The organism is Pseudomonas sp. J380 (assembly GCF_009827115.1).
Taxonomy (GTDB): domain Bacteria; phylum Pseudomonadota; class Gammaproteobacteria; order Pseudomonadales; family Pseudomonadaceae; genus Aquipseudomonas; species Aquipseudomonas paracarnis.
Window position 1 is genome coordinate 1023946 of record NZ_CP043060.1, and the last position, 23197, is coordinate 1047142.

General features: G+C 58.6%; 18 protein-coding genes and 2 pseudogenes. 7 read left to right on the plus strand and 13 right to left on the minus strand.

The genetic code is table 11. The features are described from left to right. Positions 1 to 3 precede the first annotated feature (3 nt). The 11 genes from FXO12_RS04815 to arnC form a co-directional block, all read right to left on the minus strand. Positions 4 to 1107: an enoyl-CoA hydratase/isomerase family protein gene (locus FXO12_RS04815; protein WP_057975910.1), complete on the minus strand. Its 1104-nt coding sequence runs from the start codon at positions 1105 to 1107 to the stop codon at positions 4 to 6. A gap of 130 nt (positions 1108 to 1237) precedes the next feature. After that, positions 1238 to 1948 carry an HPP family protein gene (locus tag FXO12_RS04820; protein WP_057975912.1) on the minus strand — a complete coding sequence of 237 codons (711 nt, stop codon included), beginning with the start codon at positions 1946 to 1948 and terminating at the stop codon, positions 1238 to 1240. A gap of 166 nt (positions 1949 to 2114) precedes the next feature. Beyond that, the gene (locus FXO12_RS04825; protein WP_125919849.1) at positions 2115 to 2291 is read right to left on the minus strand and encodes a hypothetical protein; all 177 of its coding nucleotides are present in this window, start codon (positions 2289 to 2291) and stop codon (positions 2115 to 2117) included. Between the two features lie 332 nt (positions 2292 to 2623). Beyond that, a complete protein-coding gene (locus FXO12_RS04830; RefSeq protein ID WP_057975914.1) occupies positions 2624 to 4246 on the minus strand; it encodes a glycosyltransferase family 39 protein in 1623 nt (540 codons plus the stop codon). Beyond that, a complete protein-coding gene (locus FXO12_RS04835) occupies positions 4247 to 5629 on the minus strand; it encodes a UDP-glucose/GDP-mannose dehydrogenase family protein (RefSeq protein ID WP_054918996.1) in 1383 nt (460 codons plus the stop codon). It abuts the gene before it with no gap. Beyond that, complete coding sequence (gene arnF / locus FXO12_RS04840; protein WP_054896505.1) at positions 5626 to 6039, minus strand: 4-amino-4-deoxy-L-arabinose-phosphoundecaprenol flippase subunit ArnF; 414 nt, start codon at positions 6037 to 6039, stop codon at positions 5626 to 5628. The genes FXO12_RS04835 and arnF overlap by 4 nt, the downstream gene beginning before the upstream one ends. Then, entirely contained in the window at positions 6036 to 6383 is a 348-nt protein-coding gene (gene arnE, locus FXO12_RS04845) for a 4-amino-4-deoxy-L-arabinose-phosphoundecaprenol flippase subunit ArnE (RefSeq protein WP_054896504.1), read from the minus strand. The genes arnF and arnE overlap by 4 nt, the downstream gene beginning before the upstream one ends. Next, complete coding sequence (arnT, locus tag FXO12_RS04850; protein WP_054896503.1) at positions 6380 to 8035, minus strand: lipid IV(A) 4-amino-4-deoxy-L-arabinosyltransferase; 1656 nt, start codon at positions 8033 to 8035, stop codon at positions 6380 to 6382. The genes arnE and arnT overlap by 4 nt, the downstream gene beginning before the upstream one ends. Next, positions 8032 to 8916 (minus strand): 4-deoxy-4-formamido-L-arabinose-phosphoundecaprenol deformylase, encoded by an 885-nt coding sequence (gene arnD, locus FXO12_RS04855; RefSeq protein WP_054918989.1) that lies wholly within the window; start codon positions 8914 to 8916, stop codon positions 8032 to 8034. Before arnD ends, arnT begins: the two co-directional genes overlap by 4 nt. Next, positions 8916 to 10907, minus strand: a complete 1992-nt coding sequence (gene arnA, locus FXO12_RS04860; protein WP_057975918.1) for a bifunctional UDP-4-amino-4-deoxy-L-arabinose formyltransferase/UDP-glucuronic acid oxidase ArnA — start codon at positions 10905 to 10907, stop codon at positions 8916 to 8918. Before arnA ends, arnD begins: the two co-directional genes overlap by 1 nt. Continuing rightward, the gene (gene arnC, locus FXO12_RS04865) at positions 10904 to 11938 is read right to left on the minus strand and encodes an undecaprenyl-phosphate 4-deoxy-4-formamido-L-arabinose transferase (RefSeq protein WP_003191219.1); all 1035 of its coding nucleotides are present in this window, start codon (positions 11936 to 11938) and stop codon (positions 10904 to 10906) included. The genes arnA and arnC overlap by 4 nt, the downstream gene beginning before the upstream one ends. Before the next feature lie 411 nt (positions 11939 to 12349). Here arnC and FXO12_RS04870 point away from each other — a divergent pair, with 411 nt between their 5' ends. Further along, complete coding sequence (locus FXO12_RS04870) at positions 12350 to 13162, plus strand: M949_RS01915 family surface polysaccharide biosynthesis protein (RefSeq protein ID WP_054896499.1); 813 nt, start codon at positions 12350 to 12352, stop codon at positions 13160 to 13162. 108 nt (positions 13163 to 13270) lie between these two features. After that, entirely contained in the window at positions 13271 to 14185 is a 915-nt protein-coding gene (xerC, locus tag FXO12_RS04875; RefSeq protein WP_034127441.1) for a tyrosine recombinase XerC, read from the plus strand. A 96-nt stretch (positions 14186 to 14281) separates the two neighbouring features. Here the strand turns inward: xerC and FXO12_RS04880 are convergent, their stop codons facing one another. Continuing rightward, the gene (locus FXO12_RS04880; RefSeq protein ID WP_057975920.1) at positions 14282 to 15493 is read right to left on the minus strand and encodes a multidrug effflux MFS transporter; all 1212 of its coding nucleotides are present in this window, start codon (positions 15491 to 15493) and stop codon (positions 14282 to 14284) included. Between the two features lie 217 nt (positions 15494 to 15710). On the opposite strand from FXO12_RS04880, the pseudogene FXO12_RS29340 reads away from it, so the two are divergent. Together FXO12_RS29340 and FXO12_RS29345 are read left to right on the plus strand one after the other, a co-directional pair. Then, positions 15711 to 16358, plus strand: a pseudogene (locus FXO12_RS29340) (methyl-accepting chemotaxis protein); the annotation flags it as partial. Between the two features lie 309 nt (positions 16359 to 16667). After that, positions 16668 to 17264 (plus strand): annotated as a pseudogene (locus FXO12_RS29345) (methyl-accepting chemotaxis protein); the annotation flags it as partial. A gap of 118 nt (positions 17265 to 17382) precedes the next feature. Here FXO12_RS29345 and FXO12_RS04890 read toward each other — a convergent pair. After that, positions 17383 to 17721: a hypothetical protein gene (locus FXO12_RS04890; RefSeq protein ID WP_057975923.1), complete on the minus strand. Its 339-nt coding sequence runs from the start codon at positions 17719 to 17721 to the stop codon at positions 17383 to 17385. A 369-nt stretch (positions 17722 to 18090) separates the two neighbouring features. Here FXO12_RS04890 and FXO12_RS04895 point away from each other — a divergent pair, with 369 nt between their 5' ends. From FXO12_RS04895 to FXO12_RS04905, 3 genes are read left to right on the plus strand one after another with little or no spacing between them, the layout of a single operon-like run. Continuing rightward, complete coding sequence (locus tag FXO12_RS04895) at positions 18091 to 19344, plus strand: site-specific integrase (RefSeq protein WP_133633728.1); 1254 nt, start codon at positions 18091 to 18093, stop codon at positions 19342 to 19344. A gap of 11 nt (positions 19345 to 19355) precedes the next feature. Continuing rightward, positions 19356 to 20876 carry a site-specific recombinase gene (locus FXO12_RS04900; RefSeq protein ID WP_160049570.1) on the plus strand — a complete coding sequence of 507 codons (1521 nt, stop codon included), beginning with the start codon at positions 19356 to 19358 and terminating at the stop codon, positions 20874 to 20876. Further along, positions 20863 to 22980, plus strand: a complete 2118-nt coding sequence (locus FXO12_RS04905) for a hypothetical protein (protein ID WP_160049571.1) — start codon at positions 20863 to 20865, stop codon at positions 22978 to 22980. The genes FXO12_RS04900 and FXO12_RS04905 overlap by 14 nt, the downstream gene beginning before the upstream one ends. Positions 22981 to 23197 lie beyond the last annotated feature (217 nt).

Sequence of the window (23197 nt, forward strand, 5' to 3'; positions counted from 1 at the left end):
GGCTTATTTCCCAATCTGCACGAAGTCGCGGAAGAAGCTGTCCACATGGCTGGCATCCAGCGCATGGAGGGTGGGCGGGTTCCACTTCGGAGTCTTGTCCTTGTCGATGATCAGTGCGCGAACCCCTTCGATCAGGTCGCCGCGCTCGAACCATTGGCGATCCAGATGCAGTTCGAGGGCAAAGCACTGTTCCAGTGGCAAGTGGCGGCCACGGCGCAGCATATCCAGGGTCACGGCCATGGCCAGGGGCGAGCGGGTCTGCATGAGGTTGGCGGTGGTCAGCGCCCAGTCGTGACTATCGGCCACGGTTACTTGCTGCAGTTGCTCGACGATGCTGGGCACGTCCGGCAACCCGAAAAAGTGGTCAATGGCCGGGCGCAAGGCCGCCAAGGGGGCGTCGGGCAATTGCTGCACGGCGAGCTTGGCGAGTGCGCCTTGCAGGTCCTTGAGCGGCGAGTCGTGCCATTGCAGGCCGTCGAGTTTCTGATCCAGCTCAACCAACTTGGCGCTGTCGATGTACCAGTCTGCCAACCCGCAGTACAAGGCATCGGCCGCACGGATCTGCACGCCAGTCACCCCAAGGTAAGTACCCAGCTCACCCGGAATGCGTGAGAGGAAATAGCTGCCGCCGACATCCGGGAAGTACCCGATGGCCACTTCCGGCATCGCCAGGCGGCTGCGTTCGGTGACTACCCGCAGATCCACGCCTTGCACCAGGCCCATGCCACCGCCGAGGACGAAGCCATCCATCAACGCCAGTACGGGTTTGCGGTAGTGGTGAATGGCCAGGTCGAGGGCATATTCCTCGACGAAGAAGTCCTGGTGCAGGGTGTCGCCTTGCTTGAAGCTGTCGTACAGCGAACGGATGTCGCCGCCGGCGCAAAAGGCTTTCTCACCGGCGCCGCGCAGTACCACGGCGTAGACCTCGGCGTCGTCGGCCCAGGCCTGCAAATGCGCGGTTAACTGGCGGACCATGTCCAGGGTGATGGCGTTCAAGCCAGCGGGACGATTGAGGGTGAGGTGGCCGATATGGTTGCGCACGCTTGCCAGGACAGCGTCCTGCTGGACCTCGGCGCGGCTTGCTTGGGATGAAACCTGAGCAGTCATCTCTAACTCCCTGCTTTTATTGTCTTTATCAAGATGTTCGCGGGTGAACTCTCTCGTGATCGTACCAGTGCAAATTTGCCCAGTACAACCCGGAATCCTGCAGGTCGTTGTTGCATTTATGCAGTGCCGGTCAAACCACCCGGCTGGCCAGTACCTCACCGATACTGCGACGTCGGGCATGGCCCTCGGCGGCGTGGATCAGTTGCTCCAACTCTGTCGGTTCGACATCGTAGAACTGCTCCATCTCGGCCAACGCGAGCTTGAGGTCGGCTGCCGTGATGCTCGGCTCGCTCACGGCATTGGCAGTGCCCGGGATAACCGGGGCTGGCTCGGCAAGGCCCTTGGGATAACGCGTGCGCGTGGCATTGTTATAGGCCAGCGCGCAGGCGAGCAGGGCGCCGGCGCCGAGCATCACCGGCGCAAGCTCGTACCAGCCGAGGTTGACCGATGCCGGATCGGCCAGCACCAGGGTCATGGCCAGGCCGCCGGCCGGTGGGTGCAGGCAGCGCAGCCAGCAGATGAGAATCACGGTCATGCCCGCCGCCAGGCAGGCGCTGCCCAAGGTGCGCCCCAAGACGCGGGCGACCAACAACGCGACGATGCCTGCACACAGGTAACTGCCCATGATTGACCAGGGTTGGGCCAGCGCCCCCGACGACACGGCAAACAACAGTACGGCCGATGCGCCCAGAGGGCCGAGCAGGTGCAGGGCCACCTCCATGCCGAACACCTGGGCACAGGCCCAGACACTGAACATCGTGCCCAGGGCCATGCCGATGGCGGCACGGCTCCATTCGGCGGGACGGGTGTTGATTGCAGCGGGTAACCAGCGAGCGAGCATTGAGAGACGGTCCATAAACAGCGGGCGAAAAAAAAGGCCTGCCTGGTTTCCCGGAACAGCCCTTTGAAGGTTCCAACATTTGGGGGAAGGAACCTGTGCAGTGTGCAGTGCTTGATAACGCGGCGCCAATGCATATTAATGAGGGTTAAATGCAAAATAAATGCAGCTAAAAGGCCTCGCCGTAGGTAATCGGCCCGGAGTCTGCGGGTGTAGCCGGATTGATCTTGCCCAGCACGCGACTATGGGTTTCTTCATTGAACAGACGCGCTTGCAGGTTTTCGCGCAGCCTTGGATCGTCGGCCAGCGGCCCCTTCAACGCCACCAGTGCGTCACGCAACGCCATCAAGCGATCCAGCCTGGGTAAAGGGAGGGTTAACAGGTTTTCTCGCACGGCATTGTCCTCTCGATGAAGTAAGCCATCGCGCGCGGGCAGCCTACAACGTCCTTGTTGTCATGAAGTGCCCTGGCCCAAGCGTTTCAGGGCAGTCCTGGCGGTCGGGTGGTAGATAGTAAGTGCACGTGGCAGCGAGTCTACAGTTGGGCTCCGAGCACCGGAAGGGAAAGTGCACCAGCCATTACGCAAACAAATGTAGGTGTTTTCTTGGTACCTATGATGAAAGTCGCCCACTCGTGGAGGAGTGGGCGTTCTTTCTTACAGTGCAGCGGGCATAGCACTCAAGGCGTCGTGGCTTTTGCCAAGTGCAGCAACACATACGGATTTTTGTCGAACGCTGCGGTGAGCGTCGGCGTGATTGAACGCAAGCGCGGATCTTCCAGCGCCTGGAAATCAGCCTGGCTCATGACCAACCACGCCGGCGCCTGGACCGGTTTCAATTCGGCAGGCAGTTGGGTAAACAGCGGCACCTTGTCGCAATCGAAGTTGACCATGAACTTGATAGCTTTCGCGTCTTTGCCCAGTGCATGTAACACCAGCGGCGCTGGTTGCTGCTGAACGTGTGCCTTGACGGCAAGGCTGAAGGTGCGGGTGTCGTACACCTGACGTTCCAGGGGTTCAACCACCATGATGTAGGTGGTCCAGAGGGCGAGCACGGCGGCCAAGGCGGGGCCGTAGGTGCGCAGCCGCGAGCGGAGCAATGCCAGCAGGGCCAGCACCTGTAGCGTGCCGAGCACGACGAAGATCAGCTCAAGGTCGGCCAGCGGTTCCGGGTAGCGCCGCCGCGCCACCATCAAGCCAATGGCCAACAGCGTTGGCAACAGCGTCCAGATGCCCAGCATAAAGGCGCGTAGCCACGCAAACTGTCGCCCTTGCGTGACCGCGAAGGGGTACGCGGCAATGATCGCGGCCATCGGCAGCATCGGCAGGATGTAGCGCGCTTTCTTGGCTTGGGGTACCGACAGGCCCAGCATCACCAGCACAGCCGCTGCCGCGCAGTAGAGCACTAGCTTCAAGGCCGGGGCCGGTGCGCGTCGACCGTCCATCAGCACCGCCAGCAGCACTAACAATGCCAGTGGATAGGCCAGGGCGTAGTTGCCCAGGGAGCTGGTGAAGTAATACAGCACGCCGCCGGAGCCTTCGCTGCCATCCATGCGCCCCAGGAACTGCATGCGAATCACATCATGCATGAAGTCTTCGCCGCCGCTGAGCTTGGCCAGCAGCAACAACAGGCCGACGCACGCCGCCAGCAGCGCCAGTGCCAGCAGGCCGAAGCTGAACAGCTGGCGCCACTGGCGGTTGATCAGGTAGTAGCTGCACAACACGCCCGTAGGGATCACCAGGCCGATCGGGCCACGGATGGCAAACCCCAGCAGCAACAGCAAAAACATCCAATGCAGGCGCTTGGCGGCAGCGAAATGATCATGGGCATAGCCTAGGTAGAACACCGCCAACGCCACGGCGGCGAGCATCTGGTCGAGGGAGACTGCACGGGTTTCGCTGATGAACGTACTGCTGAGCAGCAGCATCGCAATACTCAGCAGGCCCCAACGTGGCGAGTAGGGCGCCGTGAGGCGATAGACCAGCACCACAATCAGCGCCGAAGCGACCGCCGTGGGCAGCCACGCCGTCAGGCTGGTGACCTGGCCCAGGGGCAACGACAGCAGCCACGTCAGCAGGGTCGAGGTCGCCAGGTAATCGGCATACGGCTGACCATAGGTGGTGGGAAAGAAACTCGGGCCATGGCGCAGCATTTCCTGGGCAAACAGCACAAAGCGCGAATCAAAGCCGATGATCGCCTGGTGCCAGTTGCCGACGATAAACAGCAGCAGCGCCAAGAGCCCAAGCCCCAGGGACTGGCGGCGGATCGTTGCACGCTGCCCGGACGGTAAGGCGATGTTCACTTAGCAAGCGTCCTTGACCTGTTCCACCCAGTTTTGCTGGGGGATCGGTAACTCGCAGGAGTCGCCGCGGCCGATTGGGAAGTACTTGAAGCCTTTGCGCGTCAGGCGCTCGCCGTCGTACAGGTTACGGCCGTCGAAGATCACCGGGGTTTTCAGGCGCTGGTGAATCAGGTCAAAGTCCGGCGCCTTGAATTGCTGCCATTCAGTGCACACGATCAACGCATCGGCGCCGCCCAAGGTGGATTCCGGGGTGCCCATCAGCATCAGGCGCGGGTCATCGCCGTAGATGCGTTGGGTTTCCTGCATGGCTTCAGGGTCAAAGGCGCGCACATTGGCCCCGGCAGCCCACAGGGCTTCCATCAGCACGCGGCTGGGGGCGTCACGCATGTCATCGGTGTTGGGCTTGAAGGCCAGGCCCCACAGGGCAAACGTCTTGCCCTTGAGGTTGCCCTGGAAGAACGCGTTGATGCGCTCGAACAGCTTGCTCTTCTGGCGCTGGTTGATGGCTTCCACGGCTTCGAGCAGGTCGCTGGAGCAGTTGGCCTGCTTGGCGCTGTGGATCAGGGCGCGCATGTCTTTGGGGAAGCACGAGCCGCCATAACCGCAGCCAGGGTAGATAAAGTGGTAGCCGATGCGTGAGTCGGCACCGATGCCCAGGCGCACCGACTCAATGTCGGCACCCAGGTGTTCAGCCAACTCGGCGATCTGGTTGATGAAGCTGATCTTGGTGGCCAGCATGCAGTTGGCGGCGTACTTGGTCAGTTCGGCGCTGCGCAGGTCCATGAAGATGATGCGATCGTGGTTGCGGTTGAAGGGCGCGTACAGGTCGCGCATCACGTCGCGCACCTCTTCACGCTCGCAGCCGATGATGATCCGGTCCGGGCGGCGGCAGTCGGCAACGGCTGAGCCTTCCTTGAGGAATTCCGGGTTGGAGACGATATCGAACTGCAGCTCACGGCCGGCGGCGCTCAGGTTGTTGAGGATGTGGTCGCGCAATGTGTCGCCAGTGCCGACCGGTACGGTGGATTTCTCCACCAGGATCACCGGCGCCACGCGATGGCGGGCGACCGCATCACCCACCGACAGCACGTATTTCAGGTCGGCAGAGCCGTCTTCATCCGACGGCGTGCCCACGGCAATAAACAACACTTCACCGTGCTCGACGGCGAGTTTTTCGTCGTGGGTAAAGCGCAGGCGCCCGCTTTCCAGGTTGTCCTTGACCATGGCTGCCAGGCCCGGCTCAAAGATAGTCACGTGACCTTTTTGCAGCGATTCGACCTTGTGCTTGTCAACGTCCATGCAAATGACATCGTGACCGACTTCGGCTAATACAGTGGCCTGGACCAGACCAACGTAACCACTACCAAATACACTGATTTTCATGGGGTATTCCTGGGACTTGAGGTGCTAGCACGACGAGAGTTGATAACCAGTACGCCGAGGATGACCAAGGCCACCCCCAAGGTTTTTGAAAGCGAAAAAGTTTCGTTGAACGCCGGCAGGCTGGCGGCCAGCAAATACACCAGCGCGTAACTGATGCTGAGCAGCGAATAAGCGCGGCCCAGGGGTAAGTGCTTCAGTGCGCCGAGCCAGCACAGCATCGACAGCGCATAGGCGATGGTCGCCAGGATCACCACGCCCAAGGCGCCCAGGTCGATGCTGTTATCCGTGAAGGCAGCCAGCCATTGCGTGGGAAGCGGCAGGCGCGTCATGCTCCAGCGCATGCCCAGTTGGGCACCACTCACCAGGCCGACACTGCCCAAAGCCAGGGCGAAACCCCGCACGCGACTCATACCTGGCGCCCCAGCAAGACCACGCCGGCAATCACCAGCCCCACGCCCAGCCAATGACGAGCATCAATGGGTTCATGAAACACAAAGCGCGCCATCAGCGTGACCAGCACAAAATTCAGGCTGAGCATGGGGTAGGCAATGCCGACTTCCAGGCGCTGCAACACCAGCAGCCACACCAGCAAGCCCAGGCCCAGGCACACCAGCGCCGACCACAACCACGGTGAGCGCAGTTTCGGTGCCCAGCCGTCCGGCACGTCGCGCCAGCTTTCCACGGCGAATTTTTGCGAGACTTGGCCCATGCAGGTCAGCAGGCAGGCCGTGAGCAGTAGCAGCAGGGTGATCATGGCGCGACCTGCGGGAAAATCAGGATCACGATCTTGCCTTGCGCATAACGCTTGCCGTCAGTGGGCAGCAGTGCGAGTTCTTCTTTTTCGCCGGTGCTATTGACGCGCATCACCACGCCCACCGCGCCGGTACGCCGGGTTTCGGCCATCCACGCCTGGATGCGGTTACGGTCGACCAGACGCGGGGCCGTATCCTCGTAAGCCAGGCCGTACTTGACCTCACCCGAGGTGTTGTACAGCGTGATATCGGGACGCTTGAGGCGCCAGGACAGCGCCGAGGCGGCGCCCAGGTCGTTGCTCAGCAGGGCAACGCTGGGTTGCAATTCGTCGATGTGATCAATGATGAACTGGTCCGGGGTCTTGTTGTAAACCACCGAATGAGGCAACGCCGCAGGCACCAGCAGCACCAGCAATCCACTGCCGATCAGCGGCGCGGCCCACAATGCCAAAGGGCGCGCCGCTTGCAGCAGATTGACCACGATCCAACCGAACAAAAAGATGAACACCAGCACCAGGCTGAGGGTTTCTTCTCCCGGTTCGTATACCGGCTTCTTCAACTGGAACCAGCTGAGGGCCAGCAAGACCAGCACGCCGATCACCAGGTTCAACCAGCCATTGATGCGCAGAACGCGGCCGTGGCCTTGAGCCAGTTTGTCGCTCAGGGCCGAGCCCATCAGCAAGGCGAGGGGGAGCATGCACGGCATAATGTAGGAGGGCAGCTTGCCTTTGGCCAAGCTGAAAAAGGCCAGGGGCATCAACAGCCACAGTAGCAGGAACGCGGTTTTCGGCACACGCCGTTGCAGCCAGGCCTGCTTGAACGCGGACGGCAATAGCGCAACCCACGGCAGTGCGAACCCTACCAGCAGCGGCAAGTAATACCAGAAAGGTTCGGCGTGCTGGGCGTCTTCACCGGCAAAGCGTTGGATGTGCTCGTGCCAGAAAAAGAAATGCCAGTAGTCCGGCTCTTGCAGGTGCACAGCCAGGGCCCACGGCACGCTGACCGCAATCGCCACCACCACGGCAACAGGGCCAAATTTGCACAACTCGCCAAAACGTTTTTGCCAGACGGCGTAGGGCAGGGCGACCAGCACCGGCAGCAACCAGGCCAGGAAGCCCTTGGTCATGAAGCCCATGCCGCACGCCAGGCCCAGCAAGGCCCAGGACCACAAGCGCGCACGCCGCGTGGTGCTGTCGAAGCAGAACCACAAGGCCACGCCGGTCAGGTTGACCCAAAAAGTGAACTGCGGGTCCAGGTTGGCATAGCCGCCCAGCGCAGCCACGCTGACGAAACTCATGTAGAGCAACGTGCTGACCAGGCTTTTTTGCGGATCATTCCACAACCGGCGAGAGACCAGATACACCAGCAGAATGCTCAAGCCGGTGCTCAACGCCGAGGCAAACCGTACGCCGAACAGGTTCTGGCCGAAGATCGCCTGGCCCAGCGCGATCATCCAGTAGCCGGCCGCAGGTTTTTCAAAGTAGCGAATCCCCATGAAGTGCGGCGAGGCCCACTTGCCGGTCATCAGCATTTCCTGGCTGATTTGTGCATAGCGGGTTTCATCGGGAATCCACAGGCCATGGGTGGCCAACGGCAGCAGGTAGAACACCGCAAACGCGAGCAGGAGCAGGGGCAAGGCCCAGCGGCGGATCATGCCTGCTGTACTCCAAGCCAGCCCTCGCGGCCGCTCAAGGCGCCGCGTACCAGCTGTTGCTGGGGCAGGGTGGTCACATCCGTGGGCAACAGTTCGCCCAAGGGTTTGAAATCAATGCCGCGCTGCCCTGCCTGGGCGAGCAACTGGCGAAAATCATTGGCCATCAGAATCCCTTCTACTTCTGCGTGGATCGTATAGACGTTCAGCTTCGACGCGCTGAACCTGTCGAGAATGAAACGGTTGAAATCGTTGGCAGCCACCACCGGCCCGACGACTTCGTCGAAGGTCGGCAGGTCTACCGGAATTTGTGGGGTGCCCGCACTGCCATCGGCCAAGGTTGGTCGAAACAGGCTGGTGCCCCGGCAATCGCTGTTGTAGCGAAAGTTGAAGCCTTGCTTGGCTTGCACCACGCGCTCATCGGCACGCCAGCCGGCGGCCGCTGAACAGTCGATGCGCTCGCCGAGGATGTCGCTCAAGGTGTCTACGCCGCGTCGAATCTGCTCGACCAGCTGTGCCTCGCTCCAACGCCCGGTGTTGGCCTGCCAGCCATGGTGGTCCCAGGCGTGCAGGCCGACTTCATGCCCGGCGGCCTTGGCCTGGCGCATCAAATGCCCCAGGTCGCGGCCAATCGGCTTGCCTGGCCAGGCGGTGCCGGCCAGCAAGATATCCCAGCCATACAGGCCGGCAGCGTTGGAACGCAGCATCTTCCACAAAAACTGCGGGCGGATCAGGCGCCACAAGTGGCGCCCCATGTTGTCTGGCCCGACACTGAAGAAGAACGTCGCTTTGACCCCAGCTTCGGCCAGGGAGTCGAGCAACCGTGGCACACCTTCACGGGTGCCGCGGTAGGTGTCGACGTCGATGCGAAGACCTGCCTGCATTACTTTTTATCCGCAATTTCAAGCATGGCTTCACGCAAGAAGAAATCGAGCGTGTTGCCGATGGTTTCGCTCATCTGCACGCTCGGCTCCCAGTTCAGCAGGCGCTTGGCGTTTTCGATGCTCGGCTTGCGGTGCGCCACGTCCTGGTAGCCTGTGCCGTAGAACGCCTTGCTCTCGACGTCGCGGAAACCGGCGAACGGCGGGAAGTTGTGGCGCAGTGGGTGAGCCTCGAACTGACGCAGCAGTTCTTCGCCCAGCTGGCGAATGCTGGCTTCGTTTTCGGGGTTGCCGATGTTGATGATCTGGCCGTCGCAGACGCCATTGTCGTTATCAATGATGCGCGCCAGGGCTTCGATGCCGTCGGCAATGTCGGTGAAGCAACGCTTCTGCTCACCACCGTCGAACAGACGGATCGGCGTGCCTTCCACCAGGTTCAGGATCAGCTGGGTAATGGCGCGGGAGCTGCCGATACGCGCCGAGTCCAGACGGTCCAGGCGCGGGCCCATCCAGTTGAATGGCCGGAACAGGGTGAACTTCAGGCCCTTGTCCCCGTAGGCCCAGATCACGCGGTCCAGCAGTTGCTTGGAGACGGAGTAGATCCAGCGTTGCTTGTTGACCGGGCCCACCACCAGGTTGGAGGTGTCTTCGTCGAAATACTGGTCTTGGCACATGCCATAGACTTCGGAGGTCGACGGGAAAATCACGCGCTTGTTGTACTTCACGCAGTAGCGCACCAGCTTGAGGTTTTCTTCGAAGTCCAGTTCGAACACGCGCAGCGGGTTACGGGTGTATTCGATCGGCGTGGCGATGGCCACCAGCGGCAGCACCACGTCGCATTTCTTGATGTGGTACTCGATCCACTCGGTGTGGATGCTGATGTCGCCTTCCACGTAATGGAAGTTCGGGTGGCTGCGCAGGCGCTCGATGGCGTCGGAGCCGATGTCCAGGCCATAGACTTCGTAGCGGTCGTCACGCAGCAGGCGCTCGGACAGGTGGTTACCGATAAAACCGTTCACGCCCAGGATCAGCACACGGGTACGGCGCGGCTTGCGGCCCGACTCGGCGCCGCGCAGCACGGAACCGTCTACCAGGCCCAGTTCATCGGCCAGGGACGGGCCGGCCAGGTACAGGCCGTTTTCGTTGCGCTGGCCGAACTTGACCACCAGGGAATCTTCACCGCAGGCAATGCGCAGCGGGTTGACGCTGATTACACGGCCAGGCGCCAAACCTTCGTTGCCCTTGACCACGTCGGCTTGCCACACGATCAGCTTGTGCTCGCCCACGGCGCAGAAGGCGCCGGGGTACGGCTGGGTCACTGCGCGTACCAGGTTGAACAGTTGCTCGGCAGGTTTTTTCCAGTCCAGCTTGCCATCGGCGGCGGTGCGACGACCGAAGTAGGTGGCTTTGCTCTCGTCCTGGGCGGTTTCGCTCAGCTTGCCCTGGGCCAGCTGTGGCAGGGCATCACGCAGCAGCGCCGTGGCCGCCTCACGCAGCTTGGCGTGCAGGCTCAGGCCGGTATAGCTGCGCTCGATGGTGACTTTTTGCTGGGCCAGGATGGCGCCGGCATCGGCACGCTTGACCATGCGATGCAGGGTCACGCCGGTTTCGGTTTCGCCGTTGACCAGCACCCAGTTGGCCGGGGCGCGGCCACGGTATTTAGGCAGCAACGAGCCGTGCAGGTTGAACGCGCCTTTGCGGGCGGTGGCCAACAGCGGCTCGCTCAGCAGGTTGCGGTAGTAGAACGAGAAGATGTACTCCGGGTTCAGCTTGGCGATGCGTTCGATCCACAGCGGGTGGTTGGCGTCTTCCGGTGCATGTACCGGGATGCCATTGCGGGCGCAAAGTTGGGCGACGGAACCGTAGAAGTTGTTTTCCTTGGGGTCATCGGCATGGGTGAACACGGCGGCGATGTCGTAACCGGCGCTGAGCAGCGCTTCAATGCCTGCGCAGCCAATATCGTGGTAGGCGAATACAACAGCTTTTGAACTCATGACTGGACCTGATCCGAAGAAGAAGTAGAAGTATGGGAAGACACCAGACCGTCGACCACGACGACTGGAGCCGGTGCTGCCGGTTGGTTGCGCAGCACTTTTTCAATAAAGAAGCGTGGGCGGGCGCGGACATCGCTGTACATGCGGCCCAGGTATTCGCCCAGCAGGCCCATGCCGATGAACTGGCCACCGGTGAACACAAACAACACCGCAAACAGCACGAACAGGCCATCACCGGCCCAGTCGGCGCCGAAGGCCAGGCGCATGACGATCAGGGCAAAGGCAAACAGCACGCCCAGCGCCGCCAGGCTGAAACCGACGATGGACAGCAGGCGCAAGGGCGTGGTGGTCATGCAGGTCAGCAGGTCGAACATCAGGCTGATCAGGCGCATGGCGCTGTATTTGGATTCGCCGTGCTCACGTTCGGCGTGGTGCACCAGGATTTCCGTGGTGTGCCGGGCGAAGCCGTTGGCCAGGATAGGAATGAACGTGCTGCGTTCACGGCAGGCGAGCATGGCGTCGACAATGGTGCGTCGGTAGGCGCGCAACATGCAGCCGTAGTCGGTCATGGCCACGCCGGTAGAGCGCTGCACGGCAAGGTTGATCAAGCGCGACGGCCAGCGGCGGAAGGCCGAGTCCTGGCGGTTATTACGCACGGTGGCGACCACGTCGTAGCCCAGGGCAGCTTGCTCGACTAGGCGCGGAATCTCTTCCGGCGGGTTCTGCAGGTCGGCGTCGAGGGTGATCACCACTTCGCCACGGCACTGTTCGAAGCCGGCCATGATCGCCGCATGCTGGCCGTAGTTGCGGTTAAGGATCACCGCTACCACATTGCTACCATCTTCCGCGGCGGCGTCTTCGAGCAATTGGGCCGAGTTGTCGCGGCTACCGTCATCCACCAGGATGATTTCGTATTCGTAGGCCAGCTGCTTGCAGGCTGCCGTGGTGCGACGCAGCAACTCAGGCAGGCTTTCTTGTTCGTTGTAGACCGGGATAACGATCGACACGCAATGAATAGGGTAGGGTTTCAAAGATTCATGACCTCGGGCTAAAGCGACTTCAAGCGTGAAAACAGCAGCGTTCATTGGGCGAAACTACAGCCCGCAGGTTACAAAACGGCGCTAAAGATGACGCGTTTTCAATAGGTTAGTCGATAATCCACGGATTGCTCTTAAGTGTTGCGTACAAGGTTAAGCGCAAAAATGTGCAACGAATATGAAAGGCGGATGAAAAACTCGTTTATTTGACAGGCAGACAGCTAGGGTTCAGCTAAGTAATCAAGGCGTTACATGTAGGTCTCACAGGGCGACATCGGAGCTTCGTACAAGACGCTTGGTTCAATCTGAGCGAGGCGATCAGCCCAATGCTCGCCCTTCAACAATCTTCTCTGCATTAGCGCTCAAGTGCCGGTAAAGTAAGCCCTCTCTTGCCAGGGTACTCGGATGAATAGCGTGCAGCTTTTACGCGGCCAGTTGCGGCCAGCGCTGATGGGATTGTTGATGACGGTGGCCTGTGTCACCAGCGTGCGGGCCGATCAAGGCGTCGCGCTGACCCCGCTGGACCAGGTGCCGGACGGGGTGGAAGTGCGCGGCAAGCAGGTCGCGGCTTATACCTGGGATGACCGCCAAGGCAAAAACCTGCTGGTACTCGCCGAGCAAGTCGGTGAGCGCGATGACGATGGTACCCAATCGGCCTTTGTCTACGCGGCGCAATACGTGCTGGGTGGCGAGCGCCCCAAGCGCGTGTGGATGCTGTACGACGATGTACAGCACTGCGAATTCGACGCAGGGCTGCGCTTTGACCGGGCTGCCACCAAGGTCACCGACCTGCTGGGCGACGGCAATACCCAGGCCACGGTCGGTTATTCGCGGGCCTGCACCAGTGATGTCAGCCCCAACGAATTCAAGTTGATCATGCATGCCGGCAAGTCCGAGAAGTATCGTCTGCGTGGCCTTGACCGCGTGGGCGCCAGTTGGTGGGACGAGGACGCTGGTGCCTTGCGCGGCATGCCCCTGCCCACCGACTGCAGCGTCGCGGCGCAGCAAGCGCTGGTCAGCCAATACAAGGAGCAGGGCACCGAACTGCCCCTGCCAGGCTGCTATGGCGACGAGAAGGACTTTGCCAAGGCGCCGGACAGTTACCTCGCTTTTATGCGCCAGCAGTGGTTCGCGCTGATGCAGCAACAGGACGCTGACTGGAGCCAATCCCAGGCCCAACCCCAGGCAGCCAGCGAAGACGACGAATCGGCCCCGTGATTTTGTGCCAGGGCCGGTCCTGGGTTAGACTCGGCCTTCGCCAATCCACTAAATACATCGACTAATCAAATAGTTGGTCGGTGTATTTAATCCAAAGGCTGATCTACCTTGACCGAGTCCATTTGCAACCCACTGACCCTATATCTCACCCGCCTGGCGCCTTCCAGCCAACTGACCATGCGCTACGTGCTGCAGGATGCCGCCGACCGCTTGGGTTTCGAAGACCTCAACCTCGAAGAGATTGACTGGCACCTGCTGCAGCCTGAACACGTCATCGCACTGGTGGCTGCCTTGCGCGAGGACGGCTTAGCGCCGAACACTTCGTCGCTGTATGTGAATGCGGTGCGCGGGGTCATGAATGAAGCGTGGCGCATGAGCTTGATCAGCCAGGACCACCTGTTGAAGATGCGCTCGGTCAAGGCCACACCTGGCACGCGCCTGAGCCAGGGCCGCAATCTGCGCCGCACCTTGATCCGCGAGATGCTCGACGTCTGCGCCGCCGACCCTCGGCCCCAGGGCCTGCGGGATGCAGCGGTGATCGGCCTGTTATATGGCTCGGGCATGCGCAAGTCGGAGTCGGTGAACCTGGACTTGGCACAGGTCAACTTTGACGAGCGCAGCTTGCGCGTGATCGGCAAGGGCAACAAAGAGTTGGTCAAGTACGCGCCGGACTGGGCGTTTGCCAAGCTGCAAGCCTGGCTGGCGTTTCGTCGCGAGCACCTCAAGGAAGGCGAGCAGGACGACAGCTTCCTGTTCAACCGCATCCGGCGAGGCAGCCATATCACCCGAGAGCGGATCACCAAGCATGCGATTTACTACATCGCGCGCCAGCGCGGCGATCAAGTGGGGGTCAAGATCATGCCCCATGATTTCCGTCGTTCGTTTATCACCCGGGTGATCGAGGAGCATGATTTGTCGATTGCGCAGAAACTGGCGCATCACACCAACATCCAGACCACTGCCAGCTATGACGTGCGTGACGACAATGAGCGCCGGCGGGCGGTGGACCGATTTGATTTGTAGGCTTGTGGATACGCCACGATTCAAATGTGGGAGCTGGGTTGCCTGCGAAGAGGGCCTCACAGGCAACCAGAATGTTGAATCTGCCTGCTCCTGTGCTCAAGAGGAAGGCGGGACGCTTGAGGTCAAGTGAGCCGGTAAGCGCCGCAACGTCCACAAGGTGGTCAGCATCGCGGCAAGCGCACACAGCGCAATACCGATCAACATCGGCGCCGGTGTATGGTCGGCAAAGATACCCACCAAGGTCATCGCCACAGCCGCTGTGACCATCTGGATCGCACCCAGCAGTGCAGACGCAGAACCTGCCACCGCACCATGATCCTCCAGCGACAGTACCCCGGCCGCCGGCAATAGCAGGCCAAGAAAGCCGAAACCGATAAACAACAGCCCCATCATCAAGCCCAGGCTGTCACCCCACAGTGTGGTGCCCGCCAGCAAGCTCATGACCGCCGCCACGCCCACCACCGACCAGCGAATCAACGGCGCCAGGCCAAAGCGGGCGCTGAGGCGGGCGGTCAATTGGCTCATGGCGAAAAACGAGGCCGCGTTGAGCGCAAAGCACAGGCTGAACTGGGTCGGTGTCAGGCCAAAAAACTCGATGTACACGAAGGGCGCGCTGCCGATGAACACGAAGAAGGTGGCCAGACCAAACCCGCACACCACCGACAAGCCCGTAAAGACCGGGTCGCGGAGGAGGGCGCCATAACTGCCGAACGCCTGGCCCAGTGTCTTGCCCAGGCGGCGCTCGGCTGGGTGGGTTTCTGGCAGTTGTACTGCGGTCATCACCAGGCACAGCACGGCCACCACCGCCAACACGGCAAACACTTCGCGCCAACTCCAGATCGAAATCACCAGGCTACCGGCCAGTGGCGCGAGGATCGGCGAAACACTCATCACCAGCATCAACAAAGCCATCAGACGCGCCGCTTCATGGCCGGTGTACAGGTCACGGACAATCGCCCGTGGGATCACCATCCCCGCACAGGCACCGAACGCCTGCACCGCACGAAAGCCAATCAACACTTCGATGGTCGGTGCCAGCGCGCAGCCGACACTGCCAATGGCAAAGATCACCAGGCCCGCATAAATCGGCGGTTTACGCCCGAACACATCGCTGAGGGGGCCGTAGAACAACTGGCACACGCCGATAATCATGAAGAACACCGTCAAACTCATCTGCACGGCCGCCGGCGAGGCCTGGAGGCTGGCGCCCAGGGTCGGCAGCGCCGGCAGATAGATGTCGATAGCAAACGGGCCGACGGCGGTGATCAAGCCCAGCAACAGGGCGAGACGGGCGATACGTTGAGGCATTTGGCAGATCCAGGTAGAGCAACGGACGGTCAGCTTAAGGGAACCGCGCAGATCCGCAAACTTAGGCTTCACTAACAAGCAACAGCTGCCGATACAGCTAGCAGCGACATTGAAACGGTTGGGTTCCCAACCGGCGTTCCTGGCACGGGGTACCACTATGACGATCAAATTACGATTGGTGCTGTTGATTGCGACCGGGTTGCTCACCGCTTTGATCATGAGCCTGGCTGGCTACCTGGGCAATACGCGGATGGCCGATGCGGTACAGGACAACGACGTCAGCATGACGGTACTGCGTAACCACATGGAAGCCGACATGATGCACGACGCCCTGCGTGCGGATGTACTGTCGGCGATGTTGGTCGGGCTGGGCAAAAGCACCAGTACGCCGGCCGAGGTCAACAGCTCGATCAAGGAGCATGCCGAGCACTTTCGCGAGGTGCTGGCGGACAATCTCAAGCTGCCGTTGGACGCCTCGATCAAGGCCAGCCTGGAAAAAATCAAACCCAGCCTGGACACCTACATCAGTGCCGGCGAGCGCATCGTCGCGCTGGCCCTGGACAATCCAGAGGCCGCACGAGGGGAACTGCAGACCTTCAATGCCGCGTTCAGCCAGTTGGAAGAACAAATGGCGGCGTTGAGCGAACTGATCGAAAACAATACCCAACTCACCAGCACCGGTACCCGGCAAACCATCAGTAACGCTAACTGGACCTTGATTATTGTATTGGGGGCGAGCCTGCTGTTGCTGCTGGCACAAGGACGTTGGGTGACCCTGAGCATCATGGGGCCGTTGCGCACCGCCAGCCGTATTGCCCAGAGCATTGCCCATGGCAACCTGAGCGAGCCGATTGCCGAACCCAAGAACCAGGACGAAGCCAGTGCACTGATTCGCAGCCTGGCGACGATGCAGCGGGATTTGCGCGGCATGATCGAAGTGGTTCGCAGCAATGCCCATGGCGTGAATGGCATGAGCGAGCGCCTCAGCCAGGGTTGCCATGAAGTGGCAGGCAGCAGCCAGCAACAAAGCGTCGCCGCCAGCACCATGGCCGCCGCCGCGAGTGAAATGACCGCCAGCATCGAAGAAATCACCCGTCACGCCCAACGTGCCCTGGACATGGCCAGCCAGGCTGAAACCCTGGCCAAGGACGGCGGCCGCGTCATCCACCAGGTGGTCAGCGACATGGACGGCATCGCCCGTTCTGCCCAACAGTCGGCGCAAGTGATCCGCACGCTGGACAAGGAGTCCGAGGCGATCTACAGCATTATCCAGGTGATCAAAGGGATTGCCGACCAGACCAACCTGCTGGCCCTGAACGCCGCCATCGAAGCCGCCCGCGCCGGTGAACAAGGGCGCGGTTTTGCGGTGGTCGCCGATGAAGTGCGCAGCCTGGCCGGACGCACCAGCGCCTCCACCCAGGAAATCGCCAGCATGGTCGGGAGTATCCAGCAGAACACCCGTGAAGCGGTGATCAGCATGGAGGAGGGCGTTGCCCAAGTGGACAAGGGCATGGCGGTGACTGCCGAAGTGGAACGTGCCATTCGCGAGATCCTCCAGGCCACGCTGAGCACCACTGAATTGGTCAACGATATTTCCCGCACTATTAGTGAACAAAGCCTGGCCAGTAATGAGATTGCTCATCAGGTGGAGAGGATTGCGGGAATGTCGGAAAGTAACAGTCGGGTGATTGGCGAGACGGCGTCGACGACGGATGAATTGTCGAGTTTGGCGGGGAAGCTTTCGCAGTCGGTGGATCGGTTTAGGCTTTGATGGATAACGATCAGATATAACTAAACTAAATAACTATTTAGTTTAGTTATAATGCATGTAAATCTATGGAGGCGGAGGGACCAGAATTCATGGTCCCTCCATCTAATTTACGCGTGTGTCACCAGGTTCGTTGGGTAACACGGCCCAGACTGTGGTCGAATTCGCCTTGGCTCACCGTAACCGGTGCACCAATGCTCAAATCATCCGAATCTCGCTGCCAAAGCCTGAAAATCGGTTTGCCGGCCAGCTCCAAAACTACTAGGTCATCCTGGGTGGGTGGACCGACAATACTGTATTCCTCAGTGATGCCTGGGTATCCAAAGCTAACTGAAGCTGTGCCTTGATCAAAATCAGCGATTCGTTTTGGCTCAACATGAGCATCGACTTCAAGTGTGAAAATGTCCTTTTCCATTGAGTCTAATTTGTTGGTGCGCGTGAAGGACAACTTGAATTTCATCCATGACCTCAATTATCGGTAGCTGTGGTTTGAGCGTGTAGATTCTCATGACGTGCTCGGATAAGCCAACCGTGACGGAGTTGTCGTCAGGTGTCGCGAGCCTGTTTGACTTACGCTTTACTGATATCCAGGTACGGGTTGCTGCCAAGTGATCGAAGCCTGTGCCAGGCTCGAAATCTGACCACCAGAGCCCCCCAGCTCCGCATAGGACGGTTCGCATAATGTATATTATGTTAAACGACAGGCCATGTTAGAAATGTTCATAAGCCACGTAAGTCACTGATTCGACCAATTCGTATTTGACGTCTACTCTCTCAACGGGCCATGTGTTTCGTGTTCATGGCGAGTCCTTGAATGAGGTAGCTGTCGATGAAACTGATTCAGTGCAGGTTCTCTTCAGGTCAACGACTACCGCTGCTTGTACAAGCTGGTGATGCGACGCCGTTGCCCATACTCATTCCGTTCATCTACGTCCAACTCAAACTCAGGCACCGGGCTTACAACACGGCTGCGGCGCACCTGCGCGCGATCCAGGCTTTCTACGCCTATGCCAAAAGCCGAGATCTGGATATCGATGAGGCCATCTTGGCCTGCCACTTTGAGGCGATTCTGGCTTTGCTGGACGGTTACGCTATTTGGCTCCAAAGTGGTCGTCATGCCGATAATCTGATCGCCCGAATCGGCAAAGCTGGCACTGTACTTTTTCAGCAGATCAGTTCACGAACACGTGACCAGTACCTGCGCCTGCTGAAGAAATACCTGTCTTGGTGCGTCACCCGTTACATCCCGCGCGCCCGTCAGAGTTCAGCCACACAGGCTGACATCAACGTGGTATTTGCCGATGTTGCCGACGTCATTGAGCGGCGCTTTGAGAGCCATATCATCAATGCTCGTCCCGATCGCACTCGTTACCGCAGCCTGACAGATACGCAACTACAGATCGTTCGCACACTGATTCGCCCTGGCGCTGCGGCGAATCCGTTCCCGGAACGTTTGCAACTGCGTAACTGGCTAATGATTGAATTGCTCTTGGAGACCGGCATCCGTCGCGGAGAGCTTCTGAAGCTCTACACCACGGATATCAATAAAGGTTCTCAGCACGCCTATGTCAGCATCAATGATCGCGAACATGATCCCCGCGACCCGCGCGTTGAAGAGCCTGCGCTCAAAACACATGGGCGGACCGTAGGCATCTCCGCACAGTTGTATGAGGTCTACGAGCGCTATATCCAGCGCGACCGGCGCCCTCTGCGTGACGGTAAACCGATGAAATTGCTGTATCGCTATTTGTTCATCTCGGATCGTGGCCGCCCGCTGTCGATCCGCGCGTTGTCTAACGTTCTTGATCGGCTGTTTCTGACCATTGAGCTGGCTCATCCAGGATTGTTGCCTACACTTTCTGCGCATGACTTTCGCCACACCTTTGCAGACCACTTTTTGGCTTACCTGGTCGAAAAGCGTGGGCATGACCTCGAGCGGGCCACGGACGAACTGCGGCGAGTCTGCGGTTGGTCTGAGACCTCGACTATGCCACGCCGTTACGCAGGTCGTTATCTAGCCGAGTCGGCCAACCTCCACAATGCCCAGCGCAGCTCGGCAGCCTGGAGTCGACTTGACAGTTAAGGAGGTTCGCCGTGACCAAATCAGCCGATCAAGAACACGCGTCACCGCCCTCCTCTTTGCCAGCTTACGTGTTCAGGGGGCCCGCTTACGTTGCAATTCGAACTCGTACTAATGACCAGCCACGCTACGTCGATACGCGGCTGAAGGTGTGGACATGGTACGACGGTGGACTTGCAATGAAAATCGATTGGACTGCGATCCAGTTGAATTCAGAGCTAATCGAAATAGGCAAAGGCTTTATGGCTTATGCACTTGAGAAATATGCACCTCGAACTGCGGCAATGTTCGCGGATACCCTTCGATTTTTACCTGGTACAAATCTCGCGGTCGGACTTCCTTGGGCCACACATGAACTAATCACTGCTCTCGAAGAAATCAAAAAAACGAGGACAGTACTGGTAGGATTTCGAGGGCTTTATCGTTGGGCAATGGATAGAGGAATCAATGGCTTCGATCCAATCACATATTTAAAAATCAAGGAGGTAAAGTCAGATCGTGTTGACCCGTATGCTCGAATTTTTCTCTCGCAGTCTGGTTTAGAGCTTGATGAGGAAATTCGATTACTCAAACGCATTGAGCGAGAACTCAAATCTGACTCTTGGGAGGATGTTCAGTTTAATATAGTGCTTCATTTGGGTTTCGAACTCGCACCTCGGTCGATTCAATTTCATTCGCTCGACATTGCTGATTTTGAATTTATTGAGAGCGCTGATCACGAGAAGTACTACACCCTGTGGTTACCCATGGCCAAAAAAGTCGGCCAGCGCAGACCTGAGCGGCGCCCCCGCAAGATAACCACCCGCCTGGGTGAGAAAATCTCACGCCACGTTTTAGAAATTCAACGCCGTTTTGGTAGCGACTGTGAACCATTATTTGTCAATCCTTGTGGAAGGCGTCTCTCGGTTATTGAAATCGGTACAGGCCTCAAATACGAGCTGCGTGAAGCTGGGATAGATAGGCCGAATCAGGTATCCATGTTGTTGCGTCATCACCTCGGGCAAGGCTTGGCGGATCAGGGTACTCCAGCAGACATGATTGCCGAACTGCTCGGTCACAACAGCACGGTTGCAGCGCGTGCTTACGTAACGGCCACCCCTAACATTGCCCGGATCAAAGAGAAAGCACTGGGTAAGAGCCCGGCCTATCAACGCATCATGCGCAGCTTATTAACTGGGAAAATCGTCCAACGCCGCGATGCGGCTCCTGAAGCAGCCGTCCGCGGCGTCATTGATACGCAATACATAGGCGATATTGGTGCCTGCGCCCTGCCCGTTCATACCCACTGTCCCTACAACCCTATATACGCGTGCTACACCTGCAAGAAGTTCCACCCCTTTGCTGACGGCCACCACGAGCAGGTAAAGGATGCGCTCCAGCGGGAGGCCCAACGGTTCATTGATATGGCAGAACGAGCCGGTGATCTGAGTCACAACCGGCCCCTCGCCCAGCATCAGACAACCATCCTGGCAGTAAGCGCTACGATCGAACGCTGCCGGCGGCACACGGAGGGTGCCGAAGATGACGCTGTCTAGGGCAAGGCTGAGCCTCGAAAGCTTTATTGCACAGGAGAAAGCGATTTTTCGGTCATTACCGATTTCAACACCATGGGCAGAATCATTCTGGGGTATCGGAAATTGGTTGCCGCAAAGGGATGTTAACAAACATGCACTTACGTTTGAGACGCACCGACAAACCCTGGAAAAGACAGGTTATCCTGCACCGCCGAAGGGCCCACTCCCCTTTGCTTTCCAAGACTTTAGCAAGGCTCTAATTGTGTATTTACAACGCACCAGAAGCCTGAAGTTTTCGATGGTGGCTGCATACAATATTGCTGTTCGACGGCTGTACAACACCCTGTTTGAGCGCGGCGTATCCGACCCCACACTCCTGACGCGAGGCGATTTCGACCGAGTCATAGGCTTTCTCCGTGAGAGCGGCTACAAGAATCTCTATGACGCGATCTCTCACCTCCAAGTAATAGCGAATACGATTGATAATCTGCAATTAACCGAGTTCGCCATCCACTTTGAGCATGATGCAAAACCAGAAAAACGCCGACACGATTACATTTCATTGCACGACCCTGATCTTGCGGTAAAACAGCGTAAATCTGATGATAGATTACCTTCTCGTGAGGCGATGGAGGCATATGCACTATGCTCGAACAACCCACTTAGTGACGGCGAAGAAATTTTGCTGCGAGTGATCGACTTATTGATAGCGACTGGGCAACGGGGTAACGAAGTAGCCGTAATACCCTATGATTGTTGGGTCGAAAGGCCGATCAAAGGGACGACAGGAGAAGTAGTTGTCGATGCCCATGGCAAGCCTCTGGTCGAATGCGGAATTAGGTACTTCGCGGAAAAGCAATTTCAATCCCGTGTTCATTGGCTGGCTGAAAGCGACATTCCTTTAGCCAGGCGCGCAGTAGAGCGATTAAAAACGCTAACCAATGAACAACGAGAAATTGCCGCCTGGCAAGAACTCCACCCAGGACGTATTTGGAGCTACCCCCCTCAGTCAGTGATCTCCGATGCAAAGGTCTTGGACTGGCTAGGTTTTAGCGAAGCAAGAAGCGCAAGCAGAAATCTATACCTTTTTCTCACACGCAACGGTGTCTATCCATTTGACGATGAACCGGATGAAAAGCGAGGAAGGTCGTTAAAGCGACGTTACGTCGCCGGGGAGATTGAGCGACTGATCGTCCCGAGGCTCCGTGGGCACGCGGCATTGACAGAAAATGTCGGGGGACAGGTTCGTATCGTACTTAGAACCAGCGAAACGCTTGCCATCGCTTTCGACGGCCAATTTCGTTTCGGTGGACGTGAGGCGAATGTGTTTCGTGCGGTACCGCGTCGGGTCACCCTCGGGGATATCAATCACGCATTAGGTGACGATGAAAAATATACGTCCATTTTTTCGCGTCGTTCATTAACCGAATCCGATGGAACTCCGATTAGGCTAACAAGCCACCAACCTAGACACTGGCGGAACACAATTTACCACTTGACCGGTATGAGCGATGTTCAGCAAGCGTTGGCTCTGGGGCGAAAACGCCTCGACCAGAATGTTTATTACCAACATACGAGCATTGAAGAAAACACTGCTGCCCATCATGAGTTTCTGGCGTTCAATAGCTATCACGAGCGCCTCGACTTTCTACATACAGCCATAAGAGATAAGCGCATTCATGGCGTTTTGACCGACAGTTACCATGCTTTGCTATCAGATAAAGGTACAACAACTGCAGAAGCATTCCTCACCGTACACGCCACGGCGCTGCATGTGACCCCTTTCGGAGGTTGTATCCACGATTTCTCCCAGGCCCCCTGCCCTAAGCATCTTCAATGCTGGAATGGCTGCTCGCATCTACATCTGATGGGCACTCCATCGGAGCGGGTCAACCTTGAAAAACAAGCCAAGAATCTGACGAAGGCAATATCCATCATGCGCGACGCAGGCACCGGGGAGGCAGGCAGCGATGTATGGCTAGCAGACCAGGAAAACAAGCTCAAGAATTTAAAATCTGTCCTTGCACGCGATACCAATGGAGGTGTGCAACGCGTGTTTCCAAACGGGCGTCCAATCACGGTTGTGGACTCGGACAAACGACACAGTTCGGTATCAGATGACTAGGGGCAACTATGGCACGACGACAGACATTGAGGGGCGGCACTCTTGACGAAGCAATAGACGCTCTCCTCGCCCAGATGATTAGCTCAGGAGTGGAGATCGCTCCCATTTCCCGACCGGAGGTGCAGCGCCGGTTGGGCCTGACAAGCCGAGCTACGCTAGGAGGTGACCGTGGAGACAGAATTGAGGCCGCTCGTGTTGTTCAAATGAGGGAAAGCGG

Bases quoted from the DNA above. Each gene is read 5' to 3' on its own strand.
- FXO12_RS04815 (WP_057975910.1), bottom strand. From the start codon at position 1,107: ATGACTGCTCAGGTTTCATCCCAAGCAAGCCGCGCCGAGGTCCAGCAG.
- FXO12_RS04820 (WP_057975912.1), bottom strand. From the start codon at position 1,948: ATGCTCGCTCGCTGGTTACCCGCTGCAATCAACACCCGTCCCGCCGAA.
- FXO12_RS04825 (WP_125919849.1), bottom strand. From the start codon at position 2,291: ATGGCGTTGCGTGACGCACTGGTGGCGTTGAAGGGGCCGCTGGCCGAC.
- FXO12_RS04835 (WP_054918996.1), bottom strand. From the start codon at position 5,629: ATGAAAATCAGTGTATTTGGTAGTGGTTACGTTGGTCTGGTCCAGGCC.
- arnF (WP_054896505.1), bottom strand. From the start codon at position 6,039: ATGAGTCGCGTGCGGGGTTTCGCCCTGGCTTTGGGCAGTGTCGGCCTG.
- arnE (WP_054896504.1), bottom strand. From the start codon at position 6,383: ATGATCACCCTGCTGCTACTGCTCACGGCCTGCCTGCTGACCTGCATG.
- arnT (WP_054896503.1), bottom strand. From the start codon at position 8,035: ATGATCCGCCGCTGGGCCTTGCCCCTGCTCCTGCTCGCGTTTGCGGTG.
- arnD (WP_054918989.1), bottom strand. From the start codon at position 8,916: ATGCAGGCAGGTCTTCGCATCGACGTCGACACCTACCGCGGCACCCGT.
- arnA (WP_057975918.1), bottom strand. From the start codon at position 10,907: ATGAGTTCAAAAGCTGTTGTATTCGCCTACCACGATATTGGCTGCGCA.
- FXO12_RS04870 (WP_054896499.1), top strand. From the start codon at position 12,350: ATGAATAGCGTGCAGCTTTTACGCGGCCAGTTGCGGCCAGCGCTGATG.
- FXO12_RS04880 (WP_057975920.1), bottom strand. From the start codon at position 15,493: ATGCCTCAACGTATCGCCCGTCTCGCCCTGTTGCTGGGCTTGATCACC.
- FXO12_RS04890 (WP_057975923.1), bottom strand. From the start codon at position 17,721: ATGAAATTCAAGTTGTCCTTCACGCGCACCAACAAATTAGACTCAATG.
- FXO12_RS04895 (WP_133633728.1), top strand. From the start codon at position 18,091: ATGAAACTGATTCAGTGCAGGTTCTCTTCAGGTCAACGACTACCGCTG.
- FXO12_RS04905 (WP_160049571.1), top strand. From the start codon at position 20,863: ATGACGCTGTCTAGGGCAAGGCTGAGCCTCGAAAGCTTTATTGCACAG.